Origin of the sequence: Kribbella pittospori (genome assembly GCF_004331465.1) — a bacterium.
GTDB lineage: Bacteria > Actinomycetota > Actinomycetes > Propionibacteriales > Kribbellaceae > Kribbella > Kribbella pittospori.
Genome location: NZ_SJKB01000003.1, coordinates 410,775 through 436,554, shown reverse-complemented (window position 1 = coordinate 436,554; position 25,780 = coordinate 410,775). Strand labels below are relative to the sequence as shown.

Sequence of the window (25,780 nt, the reverse complement as noted above, 5' to 3'; positions counted from 1 at the left end):
GATCGAGGAGTGAAAGGCAGAGACGATGAGGGGCATCAAACGGATCGCCGTCGCCACCATGGCGGTCGGCATACTGGCCGCTGCGGGCTGTGGCGGCGGTGACAAGCCGATCGGGGCTGCGTCCAGCAACCCGTCGTCCTCGACGAGCAGCGGCGGCAGCACCGGGCAGTTCAAGAAGGGTGGAGTCGTCACGATCGCCAACGTCGGCGGTCAGACCTGGCCCTGCCAGTTCAACCCGTTCAACCCGTCGGTCAACGGCGTGGCGGGCGGCTTCGTCTACGAGCCCCTCGTCTTCGTCAACGTGCTCAAGAGCGGTGCGACGACGCCGATGCTGGCGTCGGCCTTCACCTGGTCGCCGACCAAGGACTCGATCGACTTCACCATCCGCGACGGCGTGAAGTGGAGCGACGGCCAGCCGTTCAGCGCCGACGACGTGGTCTACACGTTCAACCTGATGAAGCAGCAGCCGGCCCTCGACCTGTACGCGCTGTGGACCGGCGCCGGACTGTCCAGCGTCACCGCAGCCGGCAACAAGGTCACGATGAAGTTCAAGGCACCGGCGGAGCCGTACTTCTTCAACTTCGCCAACCAGGTCAACATCGTGCCCAAGCACATCTGGTCCACCGGTGAGGCGGCGTCCAAGCCGGCCACCTGGGCCGACCCGAAGCCGGTCGGCACCGGGCCGTTCACGGTCGAGTCCTGCAGCAGCAACAACATCACCTACGCCGCCAACGGCAGCTACTGGCAGCCGGGCAAGCCGTACCTGTCGAAGGTGCAGTACCCGGCGTACCTGGACAACAACCCGGCCAACCTCGACCTGGCCAGCGGCAAGGCGCAGTGGGGCGGTCAGTACATTCCGAACATCGACAAGTTCTACAAGTCGAAGTCACCGGAGAACAACTACTGGTTCCCGCCGACCGCGAACGTCGCGATCGTCCCGAACCTCGACCCGTCGCACAAGGTGACCAGCAACCTGGCCGTCCGGCAGGCGATCGCCTACGCGCTCGACCGCGAGCAGATCTCGAAGATCGGTGAGAGCGGCTACCAGCCGGCCGCGAACCAGACCGGCGTCGTCACCCCGACCTTCGACAAGTACTTCGACAAGGACGCGCTGACCGCGGCCGGCTACGACAAGCCGAACCCGGAGAAGGCCAAGCAGTTGCTGGCCAGCGCCGGTTACAGTTCGTCGAACCCGCTCAAGCTGAACGTCATCAGCGTCACCGGCTACACCGACTGGGATGCGTCGCTGGCGGTCGTCAAGCAGCAACTGGCCGCGGTCGGGATCGAGCTGACCACGCAGGACCTGCAGCAGCAGTCGTACAACCAGAAGCTCTACACCGGTGACTACGACCTGGCGTACTCCAGCCTGTCCGGCGGACCCTCGCCGTACTACGAGCTGCGGCAACTGCTGTACTCGAAGAACACCGCCCCGATCGGCAAGCAGGCCAACAGCAACTACTCGCGCTACATCAACCCCGACGTCGACAAGCTGTTCGACCAGTACGCGAGTGCGGACCCCGACACCCAGGTCAAGCTGATCAAGCAGATCTCCGGGTACATGATCAAGGACGTGCCGATCATCCCGACCACCGAGTCGGTCGACTGGTACCAGTACAACACCAAGGACATCGAGGGCTGGCCGACGGAGCAGAACCCGTACGCCCAGCCGGCGCCGTACAACATCCCGGACGCCGGGCAGGTGCTGGCGAACCTGTACTCGAAGTCGGCCCAGAACTGAGCAAGTAGTAAGAAAGGAATCGTGGCGAGAGTGAGCACGAGGAGCTGGTGGCTGTGCGATACCTGATCCGTCGTATCGGGTTCTTCGTGCTCACTCTCTGGGCGGCGATGACGCTGAACTTCTTCATCCCGCGGATGATGCCCGGCAGTCCGGAGGAGGCACTGCGGGAGCGGCTCAGCAAGGGCGGCGCGGTCGTCACGCCGGAGCAGTTGCGGACGGTGCTGGCCGAGTTCGGCTTCGATCCGGACAAGAACATCCTGTTGCAGTACGGCGAGTACCTGAAATCGATGGTCACCGGGCACTGGGGCGTGTCGGTCGGCAGCAGCCTCGGTGTCCCGGTGACGACCCTCATCGGCGATGCGCTGCCGTGGACGCTGGGACTGGTCGGCATCACGACCGTCCTGGCGTTCGCGATCGGCACGCTGATCGGCACGATCGCCGGCTGGCGGCGCGGCGGGCTCATCGACGGAGTCGTACCGCCGGTCTTCATCGTCACCTCGGCGCTGCCGTACTTCTGGGTGGCGCTGCTACTGATCTCGATCTTTGCGATCGGCGACAACCCGGTCCTGCCCAACGACTTCAACTACGATCAGGGACTGACGCCTGCGTTCACGGCCGAGTTCGCCGGCAGCGTCATCAAGCACGGCATCCTGCCGGCCGCCACCATCCTGATCACCGCGGTCGGCGGCTGGATCCTGACCATGCGCAACAACATGGTGACCACGCTGGCCGAGGACTACGTCCGGATGGCCCGGGCCAAGGGCATCCCGAGCCGGAAGATCATGTTCGGCTACGCCGGCCGGAACGCGTTCCTGCCGAACCTGTCGGGGTTCGCGATGTCGCTCGGCTTCGTCATCTCCGGCACGATCCTGGTCGAGTACGTCTTCAACTACCCCGGACTGGGTTACATGTTCTACAACGCCACGGTGAGTACGGACTATCCACTGCTGCAGGCCTTGTTCCTGCTGGTGACGCTCGCCGTCTTGATCTGTGTCCTGCTCTGCGACTTCGCGGTGTTCCTGCTCGACCCACGAGCCCGGACGAAGGGGTAGTTGATGAGCGCGATCGTCGCCGGCACCGCACCGGCCGCACCGAGTGTGACCCGCCGCCCGCGGGGCGGCATCTTCCGGGCCATCCTGCACAACCGCAAGGCCATGCTGGGGGCGGCCTTGCTGTTGCTGTTCGTCCTGCTGGCCGCCGTCCCGAAGCTGTTCGTCCCGTGGCTCAAGGGCGATCCACAGGCGATCGGTGACCTACCGCTGCAGGGTCCCTCGTCCGCGCACTGGCTCGGCACCACCGGCCTCGGCCAGGACGTGTACGCCGAACTGATCTACAGCACCCGCGAGTCGTTGGTCATCGCGGTCATCGCCGGCCTCGGCGCCACGATCCTGTCCGTCATCATCGGGGTCTCGGCCGCCTACCTCGGTGGTGCCGCGGACAACGTGCTGTCGATGATGACCGACATCTTCCTGGTGCTGCCGACGTTCCCGCTGATCATCGTGCTGGCGACGTACGCCGGCAAGGGCAACCTGACCGTGATCATCATCGTGCTGATCCTCACCGGCTGGTCGTACGGCGCCAGACAGATGCGCGCGCAGGCGTTGTCGCTGCGCAACCGCGACTTCCTCGAGTCGGCCCGGGTCCGCGGCGAGCGCCGGTCGTACATCATCGTGGTCGAAGTGCTGCCGACGATGATCTCGCTGATCGTGGCGAACTTCCTCGGTGCCGCCTTGTACGCCGTACTGACCGCGGCCGGCCTGCAGTTCCTCGGGCTCGGCGATCCCAACTCGCTGAGCTGGGGCACGATGCTCTACTGGGCACAGAACCAGGGCGCCCTGGTGAACGGGCTGCCCGCGTGGGCGCTGTCGCCGGGCCTGGCGGTCGCGCTGCTCGGTGTTTCGTTTGCCCTGCTCAACTATGCGTTCGACGAGATCAGCAACCCCGCACTGCGGCCGGTTCGGAGGCGACGTGCCAAGTCAGCAGCCAATTCTTGAGGTCCGCGATCTCACCGTCGAGTACGACACCGGCAGCAGCCCGGTCGTCGCGGTCGACTCGGTGGATCTCGACGTACACGCCGGCGAGTTCGTCGGGGTGGTCGGCGAGTCGGGCTGCGGCAAGTCGACGCTGCTGTTCGCCATCGTCCAGCTGCTGAGCCCACCGGCGGCCATCACCGGTGGCAGCGTGCACTTCCAGGGCCAGGACCTCGTCGCGATGAACGAGAAGAAGCTGGCCGCCTTGCGCTGGCGGGACTACTCCGTGGTGATGCAGAGCGCGATGAACGCGCTCAACCCGGTGAAGAGCATCGGCAGCCAGTTCCGCGACGCGATCATGTCCCACGACGAGCGGGTCGACGACGACCGCCCGGCCGAGGTGATGCGGATGGTCGGCATCGATCCGATCCACCTCAGGAGCTACCCGCACCAGCTCAGTGGCGGGATGCGGCAGCGGGCCATGATCGCGATGGCCCTGCTGTTCACCCCCGACATGATCATCATGGACGAACCGACCTCGGCCCTCGACGTGGTCGCGCAACGATCCCTGATGGTGCAGATCAAGGAACTGCAGCAGCAACTCGGCTTCGCGGTCGTCTTCGTCACCCACGACATGTCGCTGGTCAGCCACTTCTCCGACCAGCTGATGGTCATGTACGCCGGTCAGGTCGTCGAGTTCGGCGCCACTCGCGCGGTCTTCGACCATCCGGCGCACCCGTACAGCAAGGGCCTGCTCGACGCTTTCCCGTCGATCCGGGGCCCGAAGCAACCACTGACCGGAATCCCCGGCACCCCGCCGAACCTGGCCCACCCACCGAGCGGCTGCCGGTTCCATCCGCGCTGCCCGGTGGCGTTCGAGGACTGTCCGAAGATCGAGCCTGAGCTCTACCAGGTCGGTCCGACCCAGGCGCGCTGCCTGCTGCACGCCCCTGGGCGGACCCAGCCGGCCGAGCCCGTCCAGGAGGTGACGTCATGACCGACCTCAGCGTGGACTCCAAGCCCTCGGCCGAGCAGGACTCGGGGCCGTCGACGGCGCCGCTGCTCGAGACCAAGAAGCTCACCCGCCACTTCCGGGTCGGCCGCGGGCTGTCCCGCCAGATGCTGCATGCGGTCGACGACGTCGACCTCACCATCAACCGGCAGGAGATCGTCGCGCTGGCCGGTGAGAGTGGCAGCGGCAAGAGCACCATCGCCCGGCTGCTCGCGGGTGTCTACCAGCCGACGAGCGGCGAGATCTACTACCAGGGCCGGCCGACGTCGAGCATGCGGTCGCGCAAGGACCAACTCGCCTACCGCGGCGACGTACCGATGGTGTTCCAGGATCCGTTCAGCTCGCTCAACCCTGCGTTCCGCGTCTCGCACGGCATCCTGCGCAGCCTGAAGCTGCACCGCCCGGAGCTGTCGCGGGCACAGCGGTTCGAGGAAGCCGAGCGCGTCGCCGAGGCGGTCGGCCTGTCCCCCGCCGGCGACATCATTCACCGCTATCCGTATGAGCTCAGCGGTGGTCAGCGGCAGCGCATCGGCTTCGCCCAGGCGCTGGCGCACAAGCCCAAACTGATCCTCGCCGACGAGCCGGTGTCGATGCTCGACGTGTCGATCCGGATCGGCCTGCTCAACCTGATGAGCGAGTTGCGCGAGACCGAGGGCGTGTCGTTCCTCTACATCACCCACGACATCGCGAGCGCCAGGTACGTCGCCGACCGTCTGGCCATCATGTACGCCGGTCACATCGTCGAGTCCGGTCCGGCCGAGTCCGTGCTGGCCAACCCCAAGCACCCGTACACCGACCTGTTGCTCGGCGCGGTCCCCGACCCCAGGGCACCGCTGACTGCCGCCGTCGAGGGCGACACCGGCGAACCCCCGAAGGTCATCGACCCCACCCCGGGCTGCCGCTTCCGCTGGCGCTGCCCACTCGTCGTCGACGAGTGTCACCAAACCACGCCGGCCCTCCGCATCCTCGGCCCCGACCACGAAGCCGCCTGCCACGTCGCCGAACCCGACGCGGGGCTCCAGGACACAACAGCGCGTTAGGTTCGCCGACGTACTGATGTCTGACGGCTTTCCAACTGCGCAGGCATGCCGTATCAAGAGGACGTGACACGCCTGTGCCCGAACTGTGGCGCGCCGAGTGCTGCGTTCGAAGCCGGCGGGCTCGTCGAGGTCGTTCACGACGCGGGGATCGAGGGGCTGCGCAGGCTCTTCACCGGCGAACTGCTGGCCGCACGCTGCGAAGTCTGCAGCGATCCGTCGGACGCCGAGGTCAGCGTGGTCTGTGTCTCGGACGACCCGCCGGCGATCGACGTGCTCTGCGGCCGGATGGCCCAGGACTGGGAACCCGAGGCGGTGATCGCCCGCGGTGGGGTACCGGTCGACCGGCCGTACGTCGTTCACCCGTCCGCCGACAGCCTGATGCACAGCGTGGCTGCCCGGATGAAGGGGCGTCTGGCCCCGATCAACGCTGCCGGGACGGCCATCGCCGACCATCGCCTGATGGACTACCTCGAGGATCACTGGCGGCAGTTCCCCACCGAGACGTTCGCTGCGGCGATCCTTCCGGCGATCGCGCCGGTGCCAGGCACCCGAGTCGCCGCGGTGCGTGACCCCAACGCCGGCCAGGCGGATGCCCCGACGTTCGAAGCGCTGTTGCGGTACTACGGGTCGATGCAGGCCCAGGTCTGGCTGGCACTGTGCTACTCGTGGATGCAGGACCAGACGGAAGGTGAATCCCTCCAGCTGGACCTGGAGCGCTACGTACTGCGTGGCTACGTTCTGCCGGGCGCGCTCGACGCGTTCGACGCCTACGCCGACAACCTCGAGACCGACGAGCTCCCGTTCCCCGGCCGTTACGTGCTCGAGGCAACCAGAGCCGCGGCGCATCTGCGCGCCGACGTTCCGGTCGGCGACGGACGCGAGTGGGCGATGGCTCTGGCGACGCTCGAGTTCGCCTGCCGACGGGACACCGGCACGGTACCGGCCGGATTCGGCGCGCTGCGGGTGGCGGAGGAGTTCGCCCGCGCCACCGTGACGAGACAGGACGCCTGGTGGGCCGCGCAGCTCCTTCTCGCCACTGTCATGGAGGACCGGGTCGCGGAGGGCAGCGATGCCGGCGCCGGGCCGGGCCGGATCACGGGACAGGAGATTCTCACCGTGCAGGAGGTTGTCGAGTTCCTGGGCTTCTCCGGTCTGGACAGCGTCGTGAACGACGTCCTCGCCGGGTACGACGCGGCGCCTGGATTCGAGCGGCTCCTGGAGGCCGTGGATGCCTTCCACGAGCGCGGCGACGATGTCGACTCGGCCCTGTCCTTCCTCAAGGAGATGGACGCGCCGCTGCTCCGCGGCGGGCAGGCGGACGAGCTCGAGCGTCTCGCCGATCGTCTGATCGAACACTTCCCGTCCGCCGACGCACGCGCCGCCACCGAGATCTGGCTGGGTTCGCGACTCAAGCTGCTCCGGCAGCCGAACCGCTTCCTGGCCAGAGTCGGATCGGAGCCGCGGCCCTGGGAGTCCGAGTTGGGCGACCTGCGCCGGGCGGCGCTCCTGACCGAGCGATCGAACGCACTGCGGCTGGCCGGACAGCCTCACGCAGCGCTGGAGGTCGCGAGGCAGGCTCGAGCCGCCCTGCCGGATGACGCCGGCGATGCGAACAAGGCGGTCGGGGACCGCAACGTCGGGATCCTCCTGCGCGAGACGGGCGCACCAGATGCCGCTCTCACCATCTTCACCGGGTTGACCACCCGGGGCACGGCCGCGGACCGCCTGGAGGCGTTCCACTCGGTCGCTGTCACGCTCGCGATGTTGCACCGGGTGCCGGAGGCGATCAGCGCACTCGAACGCGCACTCGCGCTCGCCGACGGTCCCCAGGCACACCGTGCCCTCTCGCTGCGGGCTGCCCTCGCCAACCTGCTCGCGCCCGGCGAGCCGGCCAGAGCCGCCGCGCTGGTGCGCGAGATCCTTGATCCGGCCACGGTGCTGACCGATCCGGGCGTCGTCCTGCCGACGGCCGCGGCACTGTTCATCCTGGCCGGGAAGGCATCGGAGCTGGTCGATCAGGATCAGACCGACGCGATCGACCGCAGCCTGGCAGAGGTCCGCGATCGTGCGATCGCCGCCGGCGACGTACCTGTCGCCTGCACCGCCGCGAACGCGACGGCTGTCCTGCACGATGTCCTCGGTCTGGCCGACAACCAGGACCGCTGGCTGGCGGCCGATCGCCTCGCCGGCGAGTTCGGGCAGATTCCCGACGCGGTCGTGCTGCTGCGGCTGGCCGCGTTCGCCTACGAACACGACGACTCCGACGGTGCCGGCGAGCTCCTCGGCAAGGTGCCGACGGCTCTGCGCCGGATGTATCGCGACGTCCGGGACCTGGCGGCCGTCTCGACCGGCAGCGAGCCGCTGCGCTATGCGGCCGAACGATTGGCGGCGGCAGCCCTGGACAGCGTGCTCGATCGCCGGAGCGCGCCGTGGAGTGCTCTTCGTCAGGTGGCGGACCTGGGCCGCAACGCGATCGGCCGTACGGTCGCCCGGAACAGCCGGTCGTGGAGTAGCGACGCGCCTTTGCCGGACGACGATCGACTCGCGGCGCTCGCCGAACCGGACCGGACCATCGGTGTCGTGGAGTGGATCGAGACGGTCGAGGTGTACGTGTGCATGCTCACCGTCATCACGCCGGACGGGCAGGTGCGGTCACGATTCCTCGAGGCACCCGACGAGGACCCGGTCGCCCTCGCCCCCTTTCTGCCCAACCTGATCCGTGGCTGGCGGCGCGGACGCTCCGGTGACCCACTGGAGCACAAGCCGTGGCAGGCCCTCGTCGCCTGGTGGACGCGCGAACTGTCCGACGACCTGACCGATGGCGACCATGTGGTCGTCATCGAGCACCCGGACCTCGTCGGTCTGCCGTGGCATGCTGCCTGCGGTGGCGCGTGGACGTGTTCGTACACGGCGGGGTGGTTCGCACTCCTGCAGGACACGCAGTCGCGACCTGTCCAACGGATCGGGGTTGTGCGGGTGCCGAAGTACGGCGACGCGGAAGAGGTCCGTGACGCTCTTCTGACCTCGACCGCCCGGACCGAGGCGTTTGCGAACTCATCCGGGCTGGAGTTCGATGCCGCCGAGGAAGCGCCGGCGGACGCCGCGGCCGTGATGTCGCTGTTGAGTACGGTCGACGTCGCCAAGCTTCTCTGCCACGGCTATCAGGATCCGCAGACGAACGAAGTGGGTATCGTCGTCGCCGACGCGGGAGCACTGCCGCTGCGGAACTCGATCGCTGCTGCCACCGAACGCGGCCGGCGCCATCGGCTCGACTGGTCGGCGCTGCAGACCATGGCGCAGGCACCGATGGTGATTTTCTCGCTGGCCTGCTTGAGTGGCGTCGTCCATTGGTCGGGGCTGGGCGAGCGTCTCGGCCTGTTCACCGCCTTCGGTCCGGCCGGCACCCGCGCGCTGATCGCCCCGCGTTGGGAGGTGCCTCCCGCCGAGGTTGCCCCTATTCTCGACGCAGCGCTCGAGATCTGGCTGTCAGGCGACCTGGACCTGGCGCGTGCGCTACACCAGGCCTGCACGGCCGCGGCGGAAACTCTTCCGCCACGCTATGCCTGGGCCTTGATGCTGGAGGGGGACTGGAGATGAGCCAAACGTTCGAGGAACTGCTGGCCGAGTTGCGGCCCGATGCCGACGCGGTGGAGCAGGCCACGAGGTACTACGTCGCCGAGAAGACCGGCGACCTCGACCCGGCGAAGATGATCGAAGAGTTGCGGCAGGCCGCTGGCGATCGCGGTCCTGAGCTCGACGCGGCACTGGCCATGGTCGAGCAGGACAGTGCACAGATCGAATCCGCCTGCCTGACGGTCCTGGCCGGTGCCTGGGAGGACCCGGCCGAACGCGACGCCGTCCGCGGGGCTCTGCAGGACGCCAAGGCGCAACTGCCCGTCATCGAGGTAGCTCTCATCGCGATTACCGTCGCCTACGGCATGTACCTGAGGAAAACGGGTGGCGTCAAGCGGCATCTGAAGGCCAAGCGGCATAACCCGGACGGCTCCATCGACGAGGTCGAGGAGATCGAGTACCAGTCGCCGGACGCTCCGCTGCGGGCCATCACCAAGCTCTTCTCCGGCGGGCAGTCGTCGGATACCGGCGATCAGCGGTAGGCCCGGGCCTGGAGTTCGAAGAGTTCGGCGTAGCGGTGGCCGGCGGCGAGGAGGGCTTCGTGGGTGCCGACCTCCTCGACGCGGCCGTTGTGCATGACCACGATGAGGTCGGCCATGCGGACGGTCGAGAAGCGGTGCGAGACGAGAACGGTGATGCCGCCGGTCTCGGTGGCCGCGATCTTCGCGGCGGCGGCGTACTGCTCGTAGAGGCGGTGCTCGGCCTCCGGGTCGAGAGCTGCGGTCGGCTCGTCGAGGAGCAACAGCAGTGGGCGTTCGCGCATGAACGCCCGGGCCAGCGCGAGTCGTTGCCATTGGCCACCGGACAGCTCGACGCCGTCGGTGAACTTCTTGCCCAGCTGCGTATCGAGGCCGCGTGGCAGCCCACCGATGACGGACTGCGCGTCCCCTCGCGCGACCGCGGCACGAATGGCAGCCTCGTCCGACGCGCGGTCGACGTCGCCCAGGCCCACCACGTCGCGGGCCGCCAGCTCGAACTTGACGAAGTCCTGGAACCCGGCCGAGAGCTGCGACCGCCAGGCGTCCGGTGAGATCGTCGACAGGTCCACGCCGTCGACCAGGACACGCCCGGTCGTCGGGTCGTACATCCGCGCGAGCAGCTTCACCAATGTCGTCTTGCCGGCGCCGTTCTCCCCGACCAACGCGACCGCCGACCCCGCGGGCAGGCTGAGACTGACGTCGGTGAGTACGGCGGAATCCGTGCCAGGGTAGGAGAATCCGACGTTCCGCAGCTCGATGCCGGACGCCAGCCGGGCCGGCGCCGCGGTCGTGCTCGACTTCCAGGAGTTCTCCTTCGCGTACGTGCGCAGCCAGTCGTACCGGCTGAAGCTCCGCACGACCTCGCCCACCCAGTACACGTTCCGCGCGATCCCGCCGGTCATCTGATCCACCTGCGGCGCCAGCAGCAGCACGAGTACGACGTCGCCCGCGGTCTGCTGCCCGTTGCGGGCTCGCGCGATGATCCACACCACGGCCGCGGCGTACGCGAGACCGAACACGAGGCGGACCGATCCGTCAACCTTTCCGCCCCATCGGGCCGCCGCGACCCGGCGCCGGAACCGCTCCGTCTGCAACGCGAAGATCCTGTCCAGCAGCACCTGCCCGAGCCCGAACACCCGCAGCTCGAGGCCCACCCGTGGATCCTTCGCGACCTCGATCAGCCGATCGATCAGGCGCTCCTGAGGCATCGAGTCCTCCCACGCCTTGTGCTGCCGCGTGCTGCTCAGGTACGCCGACCAGATCCGCGTCGCACCGAGCAGCGGGAGTATCAGCAGCAGCGGGTTCACCGACCCCAGCAACCCGAGCACGGTCACCGTGTTGGCGATCGTCGCGAAGGCCCACAGCAATACCTCGGCGCCGACACCCATCCGCCACGCGCGCTCGCGCACCAACTCCAGCCGGTCGGCGACGTCCGGCCGCTCGTGATGCGTCAGACCAGGAATGCCGGTCGTCACGTCCAGCAGGTCGGCGTGCACGCGACCCGCCATCCGCTCCTGCGCGGTGTCCTGCAGCGGCCAGCCCACGACGTCGGCGACGAACGAGACCGCCAGCGCACCGACGATGATGCCGATGCCGAGCGCGATCGTGCTCGACTCGTCCTCCGTGATCCCGTCGACGAGCCGGCTGACGCCGTACGTCTGCAGCGGGGCGGTGACCGCTCGCGCCGCGACCAGCACCGCCGAGATCGTCATCAGCAACGGCGCGGCCCGGAACGACGTGGACAGCCACAGCCAGCAGATCCGGAGGCTACGCATCGAGCACCTCGCTGCCGGCCTTGTCGGACGACGTCACGTAGCGCTCGGCCTGCAGACGGAACATGGCGGCGTACGTCCCGCCCTTGTCGAGCAACTGGTCATGCGTGCCGTCCTCGATGATGTGGCCATCGGCCAGCACGCAGATGCGGTCTGCGTTCCGGACGACCGAGAAGCGGTGCGAGATGATCAGCGACGCCACACCGGACGTCAGCTCCAGATACCGCTCGACCAGCTCGGCCTCGGCGCGTACGTCGAGTGCCGCGGCCGGCTCGTCCAGCACCAGCACACCCGCGCCCGCGTGAACGGCGAACAGCGCCCGCGCCAGCGCGATCCGCTGCCATTCACCGCCGGACAGATCGACGCCACCGTCGAACGTCTTGTCGAGCACGGTGTCCCAGCCGTCCGGCAACCGGCGTACGACGTCGTCGATGCCCGACTCCCGGGCGACCTTGGCCAGCCCGACCTCGTCGTCGACGCGCTCGACCGCGCCGAACGTGACGTTGTCCGTCACCGACAACGGGAAGCGGAGGAAGTCCTGCACGATCGCGGCGATGCGCCGCTGCCAAGCGGTCAGGTCGATGTCCGCGAGGTCCACGCCGTCGACCAGGATCCGGCCGGTCGTCGGTCGGTACGCGCCACCGAGCAGTTTGACCAACGTGGACTTGCCCGCGCCGTTGACGCCCACGAGCGCGAGCGCTTCGTGCGCACGGATCGTGAGGTTGAGGTCGCGGAGTACGTCGACGTCGGAGCCCGGATACCGGAAGCTCACGTTCTCGAATCGGACCTCGCGCGCCGGCATCGTCTCGACGCGGTGCTTGGTGGTCGCCCGCGGCTCGGGATGACGCTCGGCGATCGTCCCCGGCAACCCCTTCATCGCCCGGTACGCCGACAGCCCGCGCTTCACCTGCACGACGCCGTACCCGTTGCTCGACACGCCGATCGCGAGGATCGCCGGAACGGTGGTCGCGACCTGGGTCAACGGGAGGTCGCCGTTCAGCGCGGCGCGGCCGGCCAGCAGGATCGCCAGACCGTTCGCCGCCAGGTGCAGGCCGCCGGTCAGGATCGACCACTTCACGTTCCTGCGGCGGCGTTCCCAGACCGGGCGGAAACCCGCGGTCCACTCGCGCACGTACCGCTCGACCAGCCAGTTGTGGAGGCCGAAGACGCGCAGTTCTTTGGGCGCGTCACGCATGCCGAGGTCGAACAGATAGTTGGCCCGCCGCTGCTCCTCGGTGTTGCCCCACCACACGTCGATCTCGCGCTCGATCAGGCGGCCGCCGTACCACTCCAGCAGGAACGTGACCGCGACCAGCATCGCGGCGACCGGCCAGGAGAACATCACGCCGACGATGACCGCCGAGCCGATCAGCGTGACCCGGCTCGCGAGCAGCCACGGCAGGTTGCCCAAGCCCTGGGCGAGGTGGAAGCCGCCCTTGCCCTTGGCCCGCTCCTGCACATCCAGTACTTCGGTGTCCTCGAGATGCGCGATCCGGCGCGGACGGAGCAGCGGCTCGGTGATGCCGGTGCCGATCGCGCGGGTGAGCGCCGCGTCCATGATCAGGGTCGCCACCTGATGGATCGCGGGCGTCAGACTCTCCAGGACGAAAACCACCAGCAGCGCGCCGAGCAGCCAGCTGAACTCGGTCATCGACATCGCTCCAGGCGCATCGTTGATGACCCCGGGAACGGCGCCGACCACGCGGCCGGTGAGCAGTACGACGGCCATGCCCAGCACGGAGCCGAGCACCGCCAGACTCATCGTCAGGACGGTGCTCCACGGTGCAACACGCAGCGCGTACCGCAACAGAGTCAGCACTTGACCGACCGTAACGGGGACCACCGACAAAAACATCCGAGTTTCACAGGCCCTGTCCTACGCTCGTTCCAACAACGCCGACGAGGGGAGCTGGTGATGCACAGCCCTCTCCTCGAATCAAAGCTCTATCTGCCCCGGAACCGGCAGGCTCTCGTGCCACGAGAGCGGCTCGCCGAGCGCCTGCGACGCGGGGACGGGGTCAGGCTGACGCTCGTGTCGGCACCGGCGGGTTTCGGAAAGACCACCCTTCTGTCGGCGTTGGCGGCCGACCGGACCGCGTGGGTCTCGTTGGAGGAGAGCGATCGTCACGCGACCACGTTCTGGACCTATGTGCTGACCGCGTTGGAGCGGGCCGCTCCGGGCGTCGGCGAGGGCGCGCTCGGGTTGCTCCAGTCGGGTCAGGCGCCGATCGAGTCGGTGCTGGCCGGCGTACTCAATGAGCTCAGCGTTCTTCCGGACGACGTGGACCTTGTGCTGGACGACTATCACCTTGCGGACGGTCCCGAGATCCAGCCGGGCATGGTGTTCCTCGTCGAGCATCTGCCGCCGCAGGTGCAGTTGCTGATCAGCACCCGGGCCGACCCCGCACTCCCCCTTGCGCGCTTGCGGGCGCGCGGCGAGCTGGTCGAGATTCGCGCCGCCGATCTCCGCTTCACCGTCGACGAGGCGACGGCGTACCTGAACGATGTGACCGGGCTGGACCTTGATGCGACGGCCATCGCGACGCTCGAAGGGCGGACCGAGGGGTGGATCGCCGCTCTCCGGCTGGCGGCGCTCTCGCTGCAAGGGCGTGACGACGCGACCGCGTTCATCGAAGGATTCGCCGGCGATGACCGGTACGTCGTGGACTATCTGCTCGACGAGGTGCTCGATCGGCAGCCGGACGACGTACGCCGGTTCCTGCTCGAGACGTCGATCGCGGACAGGCTGACCGGACCGCTGTGTGATGCCGTGACCGGCCGGTCCGGTGGCAAGGCGATGCTCGAGGCGTTGGAGCGACAGAACCTGTTCCTGGTTCCGCTCGACGACCATCGCCGGTGGTACCGCTATCACCACCTCTTCGGCGACGTACTGCGGACGCATCTGACTGAGGAACGTGGCGACGTCGGGGAGCTGCACCGCCGGGCCAGTCGGTGGTACGAGAAGGCCGGCGAGTCCGTCGCAGCCGTGCGGCACGCCCTTGCGGCCGGCGACGCTGAGCGTGCCGCGGACCTGGTCGAGCTGGCGGTGCCGGCCTTGCGGCGGGAGCGGCAGGAACCCACGCTGCGGCGCTGGCTGGACGACATACCGAACGCCGTCGTGCAGAAACGACCGGTGCTCGCGGTCGGATTCGTCGGGGCGCTGATGGCCTGCAACGAGTTCGACGGTGTCGGGCAGCGGATCGACGACGTCGAGCGTGTGCTCGCTGGTCCGGCGGACGCCTTGGTGGTCGTCGACCGTGGCGAACTCGCCAGGCTGCCCGGCGCCATCGAGACCTATCGAGCCGCGCTCGCGCTTGCCGGTGGCGATCCGGCTGCCACGATCGAGCACGCCGGCGGCGCGATCGATCGCGCTGCCGAGGGCGACCACCTCACTACCGCCGCTGCCTCGGCGCTGGCGGGTCTCGCAAACTGGGCCGGCGGGGACCTCGAGGCCGCGCACGACGGCTACACGACGGCCGCGCGGGATCTACAACGGGTCGGGTACATCGCCGACGTCCTCGGCTGTTCGATCACGCTGGCTGACATCGAGACCACGCAAGGCCGCCTCCGGCAGGCACAGAGCACCTTCGAACGAGCCCTCGACCTCGGCGAAGGTCTCCGCGGAACGGCGGACATGTACGTCGGGTTGAGCCGGCTCGCACTGGAGCGGAACGACCTCGATGCCGCTAGCAACTATCTGCGCCGCGCCGAGGATCTGGGCCCGGCCGCCGGCCTCCCGCAGAACCCCTATCGCTGGCGCGTGGCGATGGCCCGCCTCCGGGAAGCCGAAGGCGATCTCACCGGCGCCCGAGATCAGCTCGATGCGGCCGAACGGGTGTACGTCGGCGACTTCTCCCCGAACGTTCGTCCGATCGCGGCCCACCGGGCGCGCCTTCTGGTTGCCCAAGGCCACTTGTCCGGAGCTCGAGACTGGGTCCGTCAGCAGGGACTGTCGGCGGACGACGACCTCTCGTACCTCCGCGAGTTCGAGCACGTGACGCTCGCCCGTATCCTCCTGGCCGAGCAAGTACGCGGGGACGCCATCCGGCTGCTCGAACGTCTGCAAGCCGCAGCAGAAGCAGGCGGCCGCACCGGGACCGTCATCGAGATCCTCGTACTGCGTGCCCTCGCCCGAGGTGACGTCGATCCGCTGGACCGAGCGCTGACGCTGGCCGAGCCCGAAGGTTACGTCCGAGCCTTCATCGCCGAAGGCCCACCGATGGCGTCCATGCTGGCCGCTCTCGCGCAACGCCGGCCCTACCCGCGCATGCTGCTGGACGCAGTACGCCGGCCAACCGTCCAGACTCCGAAGCCGGCCGGAGATCAGGCTCTGGTCGACCCGTTGAGCGATCGGGAGCTCGACGTACTGCGGTTGCTCGCCGGCGATCTCGACGGCCCCTCGATCGCACGCCAACTGGTCGTGTCGCTGAACACCGTGCGCACCCACACCAAGCACATCTACGCCAAGCTCGGCGTCACCAACCGGCGCAGCGCGGTCCGGCGAGCGCACCAGCTCAACCTGCTCACACGCTGAATCACCACATGATGTGATGCCTGGTCACCACAACCGCCCGTAACTTCCAGGCATGTCGCACGATTCAGCCTGGTACGAGATCCGACTGCAGGGGCAGCTCCACCCGCGGTGGGCGTCCTGGTTCGACGGCCTGACCGTCACCAGCGCCGCCGACGGGACCACGGTCATCCATGGCCGGGTCGCCGACCAGGCCGCACTGCACGGCGTACTGCAGAAGCTGCGCGACCTCGGCCTCCCGCTGCTGTCCCTCGCCCGGATCGACTCCGATCCGGCGAAGCACTCATCACCTGGAGAACTGTCATGACCATCACCGCATCGACCGCATCCGCCGACCGTCGTACCGCAGACCCGACCAGGAACAACGCCCGGGCCGGCGGGATCTTCTACCTGCTCACGTTCGCCGCCTCGATCCCCGCGCTGCTGCTGCTCAGCCCGGTGCTGAACGACGCCGGCTACATCACCAGTGCCGGGCAGGACACCCGCGTGTTGTGGGGCTGCTTCCTCGATTTCGTCAACGCCGTCACGTGTATCGGCACCGCGGTCGCGGTGTATCCGGTGGTGAAGCGACGCAACGAGTCCCTGGCGCTCGGTTTCGTCACCTCTCGCATGCTCGAGGCCGCCATCGTCATGATCGGCGTCGTCAGCCTGCTCGCCCTCGTCACGCTGCGGCAGGACCAGGCCGGCGACGTCGCCACCGGTCAGGCGCTGGTCGCCGTCCGCGACTGGACCTTCCTGTTCGGCCCCGGCTTCATGGCCACCGTCAACGCGATCCTCTTCGGCACCCTGCTCTACCGGTCCCGTCTGGTCCCCCGCATCATCCCGACGATGGGCCTCATCGGTGCACCGCTCCTCTTCACTGCGAACCTGCTCACCGTCTTCGGCCACAACACCCAGACGTCCGGCTGGTCCCTGCTCGCCACCCTGCCCGTCGCGGCCTGGGAACTGTCCGTCGGCATCTACATGACCACGAAGGGTTTCCGACGGGTCTGAGAACCTTTCACTACGGAGGTATCGGGCACCTCGGACTTACCAGAACGCCATGGTCGTCCGAGGTGTCCGCTTCCTACCGTGATGAGGTGCGAAGGACCAGGGACACCGCGATCGTGGATGTCGTACCTGCGCAGACGTACTTTGTCGTCAGTGCGATCTTCCATTATCTAGGGCCGGCTCTGGCGGTCCTGCTCTTCACGCGGATCGAGCCGCTCGGCGTTGCGTGGTTGCGAATCGCCGCCGCGGGCACGATCTTCTGGCTCTGGCGCCGACCGCTGCGAGCATGGCGATCGCTGGACCCCGCGACCCGCACACTGCTGGCGGGGTGGGGCGTCGTCCTCGCGGTGATGAATTGCAGCTTCTACCTGGCGATCGACCGGGTCCCGCTCGGAACGGTCGCCGCGGCCGAGTTCGCGCCCGTCATCGTGCTGGCCGCGATCGCCGTACGCACCCTGCGGAACCTGCTGGCGCTCGTCCTCGCCGTCGCCGGGGTCTACATCCTCACCGACATCAGACTGTCCCGGGACTGGATCGGCCTGCTCTGCACTGCGCTCAACGCGCTCCTCTTCGCGGCGTACGTCGTACTCGGACACCGCGTATCGCGCGTCGACGGACTGCGCAGGATCGACGGACTGGCACTCGCGATGGGCATCGCCACCGTGATCGCCCTGCCGATCGGCGTCATGCAAGCCAAACCGGCGTTCACGGACGTGAAGCTACTGGCCGCGGCGATCGGGGTCGGGGTCTGCTCGTCGGTCATCCCGTACGTCAGCGATCAACTCGCGATGGCCCGGCTCAAACGATCAACGTTCGCCCTGATGCTGGCCTTGCTGCCCGCGACGGCGACAGCGATCGGAGCCGTCGTACTGCGTCAGATCCCGACCCTCCCCGAGATCGCAGCAGTCGCGATCATCGTCGCAGCGGTCGCGCTGCACCACGAGAAGACGTGATCACGTAGAAGGAGCCGGCCGGTACGACGGGAGCGCGTCCGCGAGACTCGGATACTGGCGGATCCGCTCGCCCAGGTCCGACAACAGCTCGGCCAACCAGGTTGCCGCGCCGGCGACCCGCAGCCATCCGTCGTGCTGGACCGCCAAGTCACCGGCGGTCCTGAGCACCTCGATCCCGACACGATCCATGTGACTCACCCGGCGCAGATCGACCACGAGCGTCGGCCGCTTGGTGGTGATCACGTGGTGCAACTCGGTCTCGAACGTCGGCGCGCTGACGTCGTCGATCCTGCCCGCGACGCGAACCACCGCGCAGTCCCCGACCGCCGACCAACCACAGACGAACGGTCCACTCACGTCCGTCGGCATGTTGGCAGATCGGACCACGCGCGGTGTACTCACATGCCCGGCCCCCGAACGCCTCACTGCTTTCACTGAGAACTCCTCGAACGTGCTGCGGGCCGTCCCTTCGACATGCCACGTGCATACGTCCCGTACCCATCCATATGCGCCGTGACACCGAGGCGTGGGTCACGCCGTCAGCCGGGAGTCCACCGCCCTGGCCTCGCTGACCGCTTGCCCGCGCGGCGTCTCGGGGAAGCGGGTGAGCATGGCTGCGATCTCGTCCGCGGGGACGTTCGCGCCGAAGAGCTCGGTCCCCGGCTCGAGTCGCATGCCTTCGGCGAGCGGGCCGGCGACCACCGGGTCGAAGCCCAGCGCGTCGACGAGCTCGGCAACCGCTGGCGTGTCCGCGGGTTCGCCCGCGATCGCGATGGCCCTGCGGTCCAGCGATCCGTGCGGACGGCCGCCCTCGTCGAGGTCGTGGTAGCCCATGTGGTTGAAGGCCTTCACCACGCGCGACTCCGGCAGGAAGTCCTGCACGATCTCGCTGGACGACGTCCGCGGATCGGTCAGGTCGTCGCGGAGGCCGTCGACCTCCCACCAGTAGTTCATCGCGTCGATCACGAGCTTGCCGCGCAGCGCCTCGACCGGAACAGTCCGGTACTTGCCCAGCGGCAGCGCGAGGATCACGACATCGGCCTGCGCCGCCGCGTCCGCCGCCGTCGTCGCGACGGCGCCCGGCGTGACGATCTCAACGATCAGCGCGATCTTCGAGACGTCACCCGACCCGGCGATCAGGACCCGGTAACCGGCCGCGACTGCGAGGCGGGCCAGGACGGTCCCGACCTTGCCTGCGCCCAGGATGCCGATCGTAGGATTGTCGACCATCCTGTCACCCGGCCAGGATGTCACGGACCATCGGAATGACCTTGGTGCCGTACAGCTCGACCGCCTTCATCCGGGCGCTCGCCGGCACCGGACCCGCGCTGTAGATCAGGTCGAACCGGCCGACGCCCAGCTTCTGGACCGACTCGGCGATCCGGCGGGCGACAGTCTCCGGCGATCCGACGTACATCGAGCCGTGGGCGACCTCGGCGTCGAACTCCTCACGCTTGATCGGCGGCCAGCCACGCAGCGCGCCGATGCGGTCGCGCATGACCTTGTACCGCGGGTAGAAGACTTCCTTCGCTTCCTCGTCGGTGTCGGCGATGAAGCCCGGCGAATGCATCCCGACCGGGTGCGCGACCGTGCCGAACTGCTCGGCCGCCTTCTTGTAGAGATCGAGGTACGGCGCGAACCGGTCCGGCGCTCCACCGATGATCGCGAGCATCAACGGCAGGCCGTAGTACGCCGTACGGACGACGGACTGCGGCGATCCACCGACGCCGACCCACGTGTTCAAGTGGCCGGACTCGGTCTTCGGATAGACCTCGGCGTTGTCCAGCGCGGCACGGGTGGTGCCTTCCCAGCTGACCGGCTTCTCGTCGAGCAGCCGCACGAACAACTGCAGCTTCTCCTCGAACAGAACGTCGTAGTCCTTCAGGTCGTAACCGAACAGCGGGAACGACTCGGTGAACGAACCGCGACCCAGGATCACCTCGGCCCGTCCGTTCGACAGCGCGTCCACGGTCGAGAACCGCTGGAACACCCGGACCGGGTCGTCGGAGCTCAGCACCGTCACACCGGATCCGAGCTTGATCCGCTCGGTCTTCGACGCGATCCCGGCCAGCACCGTCTCCGGTGTCGAGATCGAGTACTCCGGCCGGTGGTGCTCCCCCAGCGCGATCGCGTCCACGCCGAGCTGGTCGGCCAGCACGGCCTCCTCGACCACCTGCCGGATCGCCGCCGCGGCCGGCACCAGCTCGCCGTTGTCACCCTCCGGAATGTCCCCGAAGGTGTCGAGCCCGAACACGAGGTCGCTCATCCGTCCACTTCCCATCTGCCGTCCACGTCAGCCTGACCAATTCTAGGTTGACGTGTCAACACCCGCCGGCCCGCGTTCATTCCAGGCCGCTGCCAGGATGGTCCGGACGATCCCCGACGCCTGAGGCAGGTGCGAGCCGCTGTGAGAATCACCGCCGTGGAGACGATCCGACCCCGGATCCAGCCGAATCTGATGTTTCTGCGCCTGCATACCGACGACGGGCGGATCGGGCTCGGGGAGGCGTTCTTCGCCGCCCGCGCCGTGGAGGCGTACATCCACGAGTCCGCCGCCGAGGTGGTGCTGCAGGCTGAGGATCCCACCCCGGAGGCGATGGCGCAGGCGCTCACGCCGTACCTCGGATTCCAGGGCGCCGGCGCGGAGGTGCGCGGCAACGCTGCGGTCGACCTCGCGTTGTGGGATCTGCTCGGGCAGTACGCCGGTCTGCCGTTGGCCGCGCTGCTCGGTGGTCCGGTACGGACGTCGGTGCCGATCTACAACACGTGCGCCGGCCCTGGGTACATCGGCTCGAGCACGCGGCAGCGGTCGGACAACTGGGGCATCCCGGATGGCTCCGCCGACCAACGCCCGTACGAGGATCTCGAGGCTTTCATGACCAGGCCCGCGGCCCTCGCACGGGATCTGTTCGACGAGGGCATCGGCGGTCTCAAGGTCTGGCCGTTCGACCAGGCCGCGGAGGCGACCGGTGGGCTGACGATCGGCCATGACGACCTGCAGCGAGGCCTTGCCGTCATCGAGTCGATCCGGTCCGAGGTCGGGATGGACATGAACCTGATGGTCGAGTTGCACGGCCTGTGGAGCCGCCGCGCCGCGACCACGATCATGGAGGCCCTCGCGCCGTACCGCCCGTACTGGGTCGAGGACCCGATGCGCTCCGACGCGGTCGACGCTCTCCAGGTGCTGGCGTCCTCCGTCGACGTACCGATCGCCTGTGGCGAGACAGCCGTCGGACGGCGCGGGTTCGCCTCTCTCCTGCAATCCGGCGCGATCGACGTAGCCACCCTGGACGTCCAATGGACCGGCGGCCTCACCGAAGCCCGCAAGGTCGCCTCACTCGCCGACACCTACGGCATCCCCATAGCCCCCCACGACTGCACCGGCCCCGCCTCCTTGGCTGCCTGCACCCACCTGACCCTCGCCTCCCCCAACGGCCTCATCCAAGAAACAGTCCGAGCCTTCCTCCGAACCTGGTACACCGACCTGGTCGAAGGCCTCCCCCAAATCACCAACGGCCACATCACCATCTCCAACACCCCAGGCCACGGCGTCCGCCTCCGTGACGGCCTCCCCGAAAGCGACACGGTGGAACGGATCGTCACCAGGCGGTGAGACTTACGGGGGTTGGATGCCGTAGTCGTGGATTTTTCGGTAGATGGTGGCTCGGGACATGCCGAGGGACTTGGCGGCTCGGCCTTTGTGGCCGTCGTTGGCTACGAGGCTGCGGATGATGGCGTCGCGCTCGAGGGCCTCTAGTTGGCTGAGGCTGCGCCGGCTGATGGCTTGGACGCGGGCCGGGAGGTCGGCGGGCATGATCACGCCGGTACGACGGCGCCGTAGGACGACCTGCTTGAGGACCTGGCACAGCTCCCCGGTGTTGCCGGGCCACGACGAGCGCATCAGTTGGTGCATCGCCTCCGGTGAGCAGCTCAGGTCGCCGTGGCTCACCTGGTTGAGGACGTACGGGACGAGTTCGCGGACGTCCTCGATGTGGTGCCGCAACGGTGGCACCTCGACGGTCAGCGGGAACAGCGCCAGCAACTCCCCCAGGTCGGGGAGGTCCGTGCCGTCCGACGTCATCGTCAGCGCGATCCACGGCGGCTCGGACGGCCGGCGTTCGAGTACGTCGTACAGAGCCTCGATCGTCGCCTCGACATCGCGCGGGCCGAGGCGGTCGGCGTGCCGGATCACCAGCGCCTGAACCATGTCGTCGGCCAGCTCGGCCTCCAGCTCCGCGCCGAATCCGCCGTTCGAGCCGACGGCGTCGACGATGTGGAACAGGCCGGCCGGGTTGTTCTGGTGGTGCGCGGCGCGGGCGAGCGCGACCTTGCCGACACCACGCTCGCCGGTGAGTACGACCCATTGCCCAGCCCGGCACGCGTTGTCGACCTCACGACTGCTGCCCAGCCACGGCGCACTGCGGCCGACGAGCCCGGGCAAGACCGGCCGGGGCGGTGGACGATGCGTCGCGGTCGGCATCCGGCTCTCCGTGCCGGCGTTGTGCGGGCTGACCTGGATGATGCCGGCCTCGTCCCGCGCGCCGACCGCGATCGGGCGGCAGCTGATCCTGACCCAGCTCCCGGTGGGCAACTCGACCACGACCGCATCCGTGCCACCGCGCGCCAGTAACTCCCCGGCGTACCCGAGAACCGCTCGCTGGTCGGTGGCGTCGAGACACTGCCGGGCCTTGGCGTTCATCAGCAGCAGATCGTCATCGACCGCGAGAATCATGTCGCCGAGCCGGCGTGCACTCTGCCGGTACGCCTGCAGCAGCGCCAGCTCCCGAGTGGAGCTGTCGGTCAGCATCGCCGCTCTGATGTTGTCGGCCGTGGTCTTGGCCAGCGCGATCAGCAAAGTCCCGGCATCCTTGCGCCAGCAGGTCAGGTCGATCGCGCCGACCGTCTTCCCGGTGACCGGATGCTTGATCGGTACGCCGGCGCAGGCCAGGTCCTCGAGATCCTCGGCGTAGTGCTCGTGCCCGAAGACATGCATCGGTCCGCCGCCTTCGAGGGCGGTCCCGATTCCGTTCGTCCCGGCGAACTCCTCGGCATAGCTGAAGCCCGGCGCCAGATGGACCTTGTCCAGGTGCCGGGCCAGTTCGGCGTCGGCGGTCAGACGCTGGAGCACGAGGCCCGTCCGGTCGGTCAGGATGACGCTGATCGGTTGACCGGCAAGGTGTTCGTGCAACTGCTGGAGGACTGGTCTCGCGCTCCTGGACAACGGAAGTTCCAGGTCGGGATCCGCGACGTAGGGCAGCGCGATCCGATCGGCCGGCAGGTTCCACCGCCGCGACCTCACCCAGGAGGCAAGGATTGACGGCCGGACGTCCTTCGGCCCGACCGGGTCGAGCGTGAGGAAGTTCAGCCGTGCCTTTGCGGCCCGCCCGCTGTCGTCTTCCGTCGGGAGCACGAGTTCTTCCACAGGGCCTCCTGACGCCCGGCGGGGACGGGTGCGGAAGTGCCACCGCCCCACCGGTCGCTCGCAGTTCGAGCGTAGTGCAGTCCGGCGCCGTTGGCGTCTCAGATTGAGACACGCATTTGGGCCTGGCGGGCTTGTGATCGAAGTAGCGATCAGGAGGTTGCGATGGACAGCGCTGTCCCGAGCCGCGAGACCTACAACCCGTGGACTGTCGTGAACGTCGTCTTCGAGCACCTGGCCGACGCCGGGCTCCATCCGGTCCTCGGAACGACCGGGAACCCGGGCGAGCCGGCCGCAGCTCTCCTGCAGGCGTTCGGGATCCAGCCCGACCCGCAGGGTGACGAACAGATCGCGCTGGCCAAGGATGCGCGGCTGGCGGAGCTCAGACAGGCGATGTTCGGCAACCCCTGAGCCGGTGACCGTCCGTCATCTCAATTTGAGACCTCCACGGCGGTCACACCGGCGATGTACTGCAAGTGCAGTCGGCCACGAGTGTGAGGAGTGCCATGAGTCGCCAAAGTGTGGCGAAGGCCCACCAGAAGATCCAGGAATTGTCCTGGGAACCTGCGTATCACGAGCCGGTCTCGCACTACGGGACCGACTACACGTTCCAGAAGGCGCAGAAGAAGGATCCACTGAAGCAGGTCCTGCGGTCGTACTTCCCGATGCAGGAAGAGAAGGACCACCGTGTGTACGGCGCCTCTGACGGAGCCATCCGCGGAAACATGTTCCGCCAGGTGCAGGAACGCTGGCTGGAGTGGCAGAAGCTGTTCCTGAGCATCATCCCGCTGCCGGAGATCTCGGCCGCCCGGGCGATGCCGCTGCTGTTCCGGACCGTGCCGAACCCGGAACTGCACAACGGCCAGGCGATCCAGATGATCGACGAGGTACGGCACTCGACGATCCAGCAGAACCTCAAGCGCCTGTACATGAACAACTACATCGACCCCGCCGGCTTCAACTCCAGCCTGCGGAACTTCCAGAGCGACTACTGCGGCACCATCGGCCGTCAGTTCGCCGAGGGATTCATCACCGGTGATGCCATCACGGCGGCCAGTATCTACCTGACCATCGTGGCCGAAACGGCATTCACCAACACGCTGTTCGTCGCCATGCCGGCCGAGGCGGCCGCGAACGGCGACTACCTGCTGCCGACCGTGTTCCACTCGGTCCAGTCCGACGAGTCCCGGCACATCAGCAACGGCTACGCGACGCTGCTGATGGCACTGGCCGACGAAGGCAACCACCAGCTGCTCGCCCGCGACCTGCGCTACGCGTGGTGGAACAACCACCGTGTCGTCGACGCCGCGATCGGCACCTTCATCGAGTACGGCACCAAGGACCGCCGCAAGGACCGCGAGAGCTACGCGGAGATGTGGCGGCGCTGGATCTACGACGACTACTACCGCAGCTACCTGGTGCCGCTGGAGAAGTACGGCCTCGAGATCCCGCACGATCTGATCGAGGAGTCCTGGAACCAGATCTGGAACAAGGGCTACGTGCACGAGGTGGCGCAGTTCTTCGCCACCGGCTGGCTGGCCAACTACTGGCGGATCGACCCGATGACCGACAAGGACTTCGAGTGGTTCGAGTACAAGTACCCCGGCTGGTACGACAAGTACGGCGCCTGGTGGGAGAACTACAACCGCCTGTCGATGCCGAACGGGCACAAGCCGATCGTCTTCGAGGACGTCGACTACGAGTACCCGCACCGGTGCTGGACCTGCATGGTCCCGTGCCTGGTCCGCGAGGACATGGTGATGGCCAAGGTCGACGGCCAGTGGCGGACCTACTGCCACGACATGTGCCGCTGGACCGATGAGGTCGCCTTCCGGCCGACGTACCAGGGCCGGCAGACGCCGAACATGGGCAAGCTGATCGGCCACCGCGAGTGGGAGACGCTGTACCACGGCTGGAACTGGGCCGACGTGGTCTCCGACATGGGCTTCGTGCGGGACGACGGCAAGACCATGGTCGCGCAGCCGCATCTCGACCTGAACCCGGACAAGATGTGGACGCTCGATCACCTGCGCAAGTGCCCGCCGCTGGCGAGCCCGAACGTGTTGCTGAACGAAATGAGCGACGACGAGCGGACCGCGTTCGCTGCCCGTTACGTGCGTGGTGGCCCCGCCGGCCGCGCACCCGCCGACGCGTGATCCCCTCCCCGGGGCGGGCGGGCACCCCCGTGTCCGCCCGCCCCGGTCCGTCCCCGCAGAGACGTCAGGAACCATGGGCGATAAGCA

20 protein-coding genes are annotated in these 25,780 nt (G+C 68.0%); 14 read left to right on the top strand and 6 right to left on the bottom strand.

Going from position 1 to position 25,780, the window contains the following annotated elements:
* Positions 1–25 precede the first annotated feature (25 nt).
* The 7 genes from E0H73_RS12390 (at position 26) to E0H73_RS12360 (ending at position 9,875) form a co-directional block, all read left to right on the top strand.
* Entirely contained in the window at positions 26–1,738 is a 1,713-nt protein-coding gene (locus tag E0H73_RS12390) for an ABC transporter substrate-binding protein (protein WP_202867338.1), read from the top strand.
* A 47-nt stretch (positions 1,739–1,785) separates the two neighbouring features.
* Positions 1,786–2,790 (top strand): ABC transporter permease, encoded by a 1,005-nt coding sequence (locus tag E0H73_RS12385; RefSeq protein WP_238163962.1) that lies wholly within the window; start codon positions 1,786–1,788, stop codon positions 2,788–2,790.
* 3 nt (positions 2,791–2,793) lie between these two features.
* On the top strand, positions 2,794–3,732 hold the full coding sequence (locus E0H73_RS12380) for an ABC transporter permease (protein WP_131354084.1): 939 nt from the start codon (positions 2,794–2,796) through the stop codon (positions 3,730–3,732).
* A complete protein-coding gene (locus E0H73_RS12375) occupies positions 3,707–4,705 on the top strand; it encodes an ABC transporter ATP-binding protein (protein WP_238163961.1) in 999 nt (332 codons plus the stop codon). Before E0H73_RS12380 ends, E0H73_RS12375 begins: the two co-directional genes overlap by 26 nt.
* Positions 4,702–5,760 (top strand): ABC transporter ATP-binding protein, encoded by a 1,059-nt coding sequence (locus E0H73_RS12370; RefSeq protein WP_131354080.1) that lies wholly within the window; start codon positions 4,702–4,704, stop codon positions 5,758–5,760. The genes E0H73_RS12375 and E0H73_RS12370 overlap by 4 nt, the downstream gene beginning before the upstream one ends.
* Before the next feature lie 63 nt (positions 5,761–5,823).
* A complete protein-coding gene (locus E0H73_RS12365; protein WP_131354078.1) occupies positions 5,824–9,357 on the top strand; it encodes a tetratricopeptide repeat protein in 3,534 nt (1,177 codons plus the stop codon).
* A complete protein-coding gene (locus tag E0H73_RS12360; protein WP_131354076.1) occupies positions 9,354–9,875 on the top strand; it encodes a hypothetical protein in 522 nt (173 codons plus the stop codon). The genes E0H73_RS12365 and E0H73_RS12360 overlap by 4 nt, the downstream gene beginning before the upstream one ends.
* Here E0H73_RS12360 and E0H73_RS12355 read toward each other — a convergent pair.
* Both E0H73_RS12355 and E0H73_RS12350 read right to left on the bottom strand, forming a co-directional pair.
* On the bottom strand, positions 9,866–11,647 hold the full coding sequence (locus E0H73_RS12355; RefSeq protein ID WP_131354074.1) for an ABC transporter ATP-binding protein: 1,782 nt from the start codon (positions 11,645–11,647) through the stop codon (positions 9,866–9,868). The genes E0H73_RS12360 and E0H73_RS12355 overlap by 10 nt on opposite strands.
* Positions 11,640–13,463 carry an ABC transporter ATP-binding protein gene (locus E0H73_RS12350; RefSeq protein WP_238163960.1) on the bottom strand — a complete coding sequence of 608 codons (1,824 nt, stop codon included), beginning with the start codon at positions 13,461–13,463 and terminating at the stop codon, positions 11,640–11,642. The genes E0H73_RS12355 and E0H73_RS12350 overlap by 8 nt, the downstream gene beginning before the upstream one ends.
* A 96-nt stretch (positions 13,464–13,559) precedes the next feature.
* On the opposite strand from E0H73_RS12350, the gene E0H73_RS48230 reads away from it, so the two are divergent.
* From E0H73_RS48230 to E0H73_RS12330, 4 genes are all read left to right on the top strand, one after another.
* Entirely contained in the window at positions 13,560–16,178 is a 2,619-nt protein-coding gene (locus E0H73_RS48230) for a winged helix-turn-helix domain-containing protein (protein ID WP_131354070.1), read from the top strand.
* Positions 16,179–16,230: 52 nt separating this feature from the next.
* A complete protein-coding gene (locus E0H73_RS12340) occupies positions 16,231–16,482 on the top strand; it encodes a hypothetical protein (RefSeq protein ID WP_131354068.1) in 252 nt (83 codons plus the stop codon).
* Positions 16,479–17,168: a DUF4386 domain-containing protein gene (locus E0H73_RS12335; protein WP_131354066.1), complete on the top strand. Its 690-nt coding sequence runs from the start codon at positions 16,479–16,481 to the stop codon at positions 17,166–17,168. Before E0H73_RS12340 ends, E0H73_RS12335 begins: the two co-directional genes overlap by 4 nt.
* Before the next feature lie 86 nt (positions 17,169–17,254).
* Positions 17,255–18,118: an EamA family transporter gene (locus tag E0H73_RS12330; RefSeq protein WP_131354064.1), complete on the top strand. Its 864-nt coding sequence runs from the start codon at positions 17,255–17,257 to the stop codon at positions 18,116–18,118.
* Here E0H73_RS12330 and E0H73_RS12325 read toward each other — a convergent pair whose 3' ends face one another.
* From E0H73_RS12325 to E0H73_RS12315, 3 genes are all read right to left on the bottom strand, one after another.
* Positions 18,119–18,487 (bottom strand): STAS domain-containing protein, encoded by a 369-nt coding sequence (locus E0H73_RS12325; RefSeq protein WP_131354062.1) that lies wholly within the window; start codon positions 18,485–18,487, stop codon positions 18,119–18,121.
* 162 nt (positions 18,488–18,649) lie between these two features.
* Positions 18,650–19,348, bottom strand: a complete 699-nt coding sequence (locus tag E0H73_RS12320) for an NADPH-dependent F420 reductase (protein WP_131354060.1) — start codon at positions 19,346–19,348, stop codon at positions 18,650–18,652.
* A gap of 4 nt (positions 19,349–19,352) precedes the next feature.
* Positions 19,353–20,384, bottom strand: coding sequence for an LLM class flavin-dependent oxidoreductase (locus E0H73_RS12315; RefSeq protein ID WP_131354058.1), 1,032 nt, complete (start codon positions 20,382–20,384; stop codon positions 19,353–19,355).
* Positions 20,385–20,540: 156 nt separating this feature from the next.
* On the opposite strand from E0H73_RS12315, the gene E0H73_RS12310 reads away from it, so the two are divergent.
* Positions 20,541–21,731 (top strand): mandelate racemase/muconate lactonizing enzyme family protein, encoded by a 1,191-nt coding sequence (locus tag E0H73_RS12310; RefSeq protein ID WP_131354056.1) that lies wholly within the window; start codon positions 20,541–20,543, stop codon positions 21,729–21,731.
* Between the two features lie 3 nt (positions 21,732–21,734).
* On the opposite strand, the gene E0H73_RS12305 is transcribed toward E0H73_RS12310, so the two are convergent.
* Positions 21,735–23,540, bottom strand: a complete 1,806-nt coding sequence (locus E0H73_RS12305) for a sigma-54-dependent Fis family transcriptional regulator (protein WP_165555610.1) — start codon at positions 23,538–23,540, stop codon at positions 21,735–21,737.
* 162 nt (positions 23,541–23,702) lie between these two features.
* On the opposite strand from E0H73_RS12305, the gene E0H73_RS12300 reads away from it, so the two are divergent.
* Together E0H73_RS12300 and E0H73_RS12295 are read left to right on the top strand one after the other, a co-directional pair.
* Complete coding sequence (locus E0H73_RS12300; RefSeq protein WP_131354052.1) at positions 23,703–23,948, top strand: hypothetical protein; 246 nt, start codon at positions 23,703–23,705, stop codon at positions 23,946–23,948.
* 95 nt (positions 23,949–24,043) lie between these two features.
* Positions 24,044–25,693, top strand: coding sequence for a ferritin family protein (locus E0H73_RS12295; protein WP_131354050.1), 1,650 nt, complete (start codon positions 24,044–24,046; stop codon positions 25,691–25,693).
* Positions 25,694–25,780: the final 87 nt, after the last annotated feature.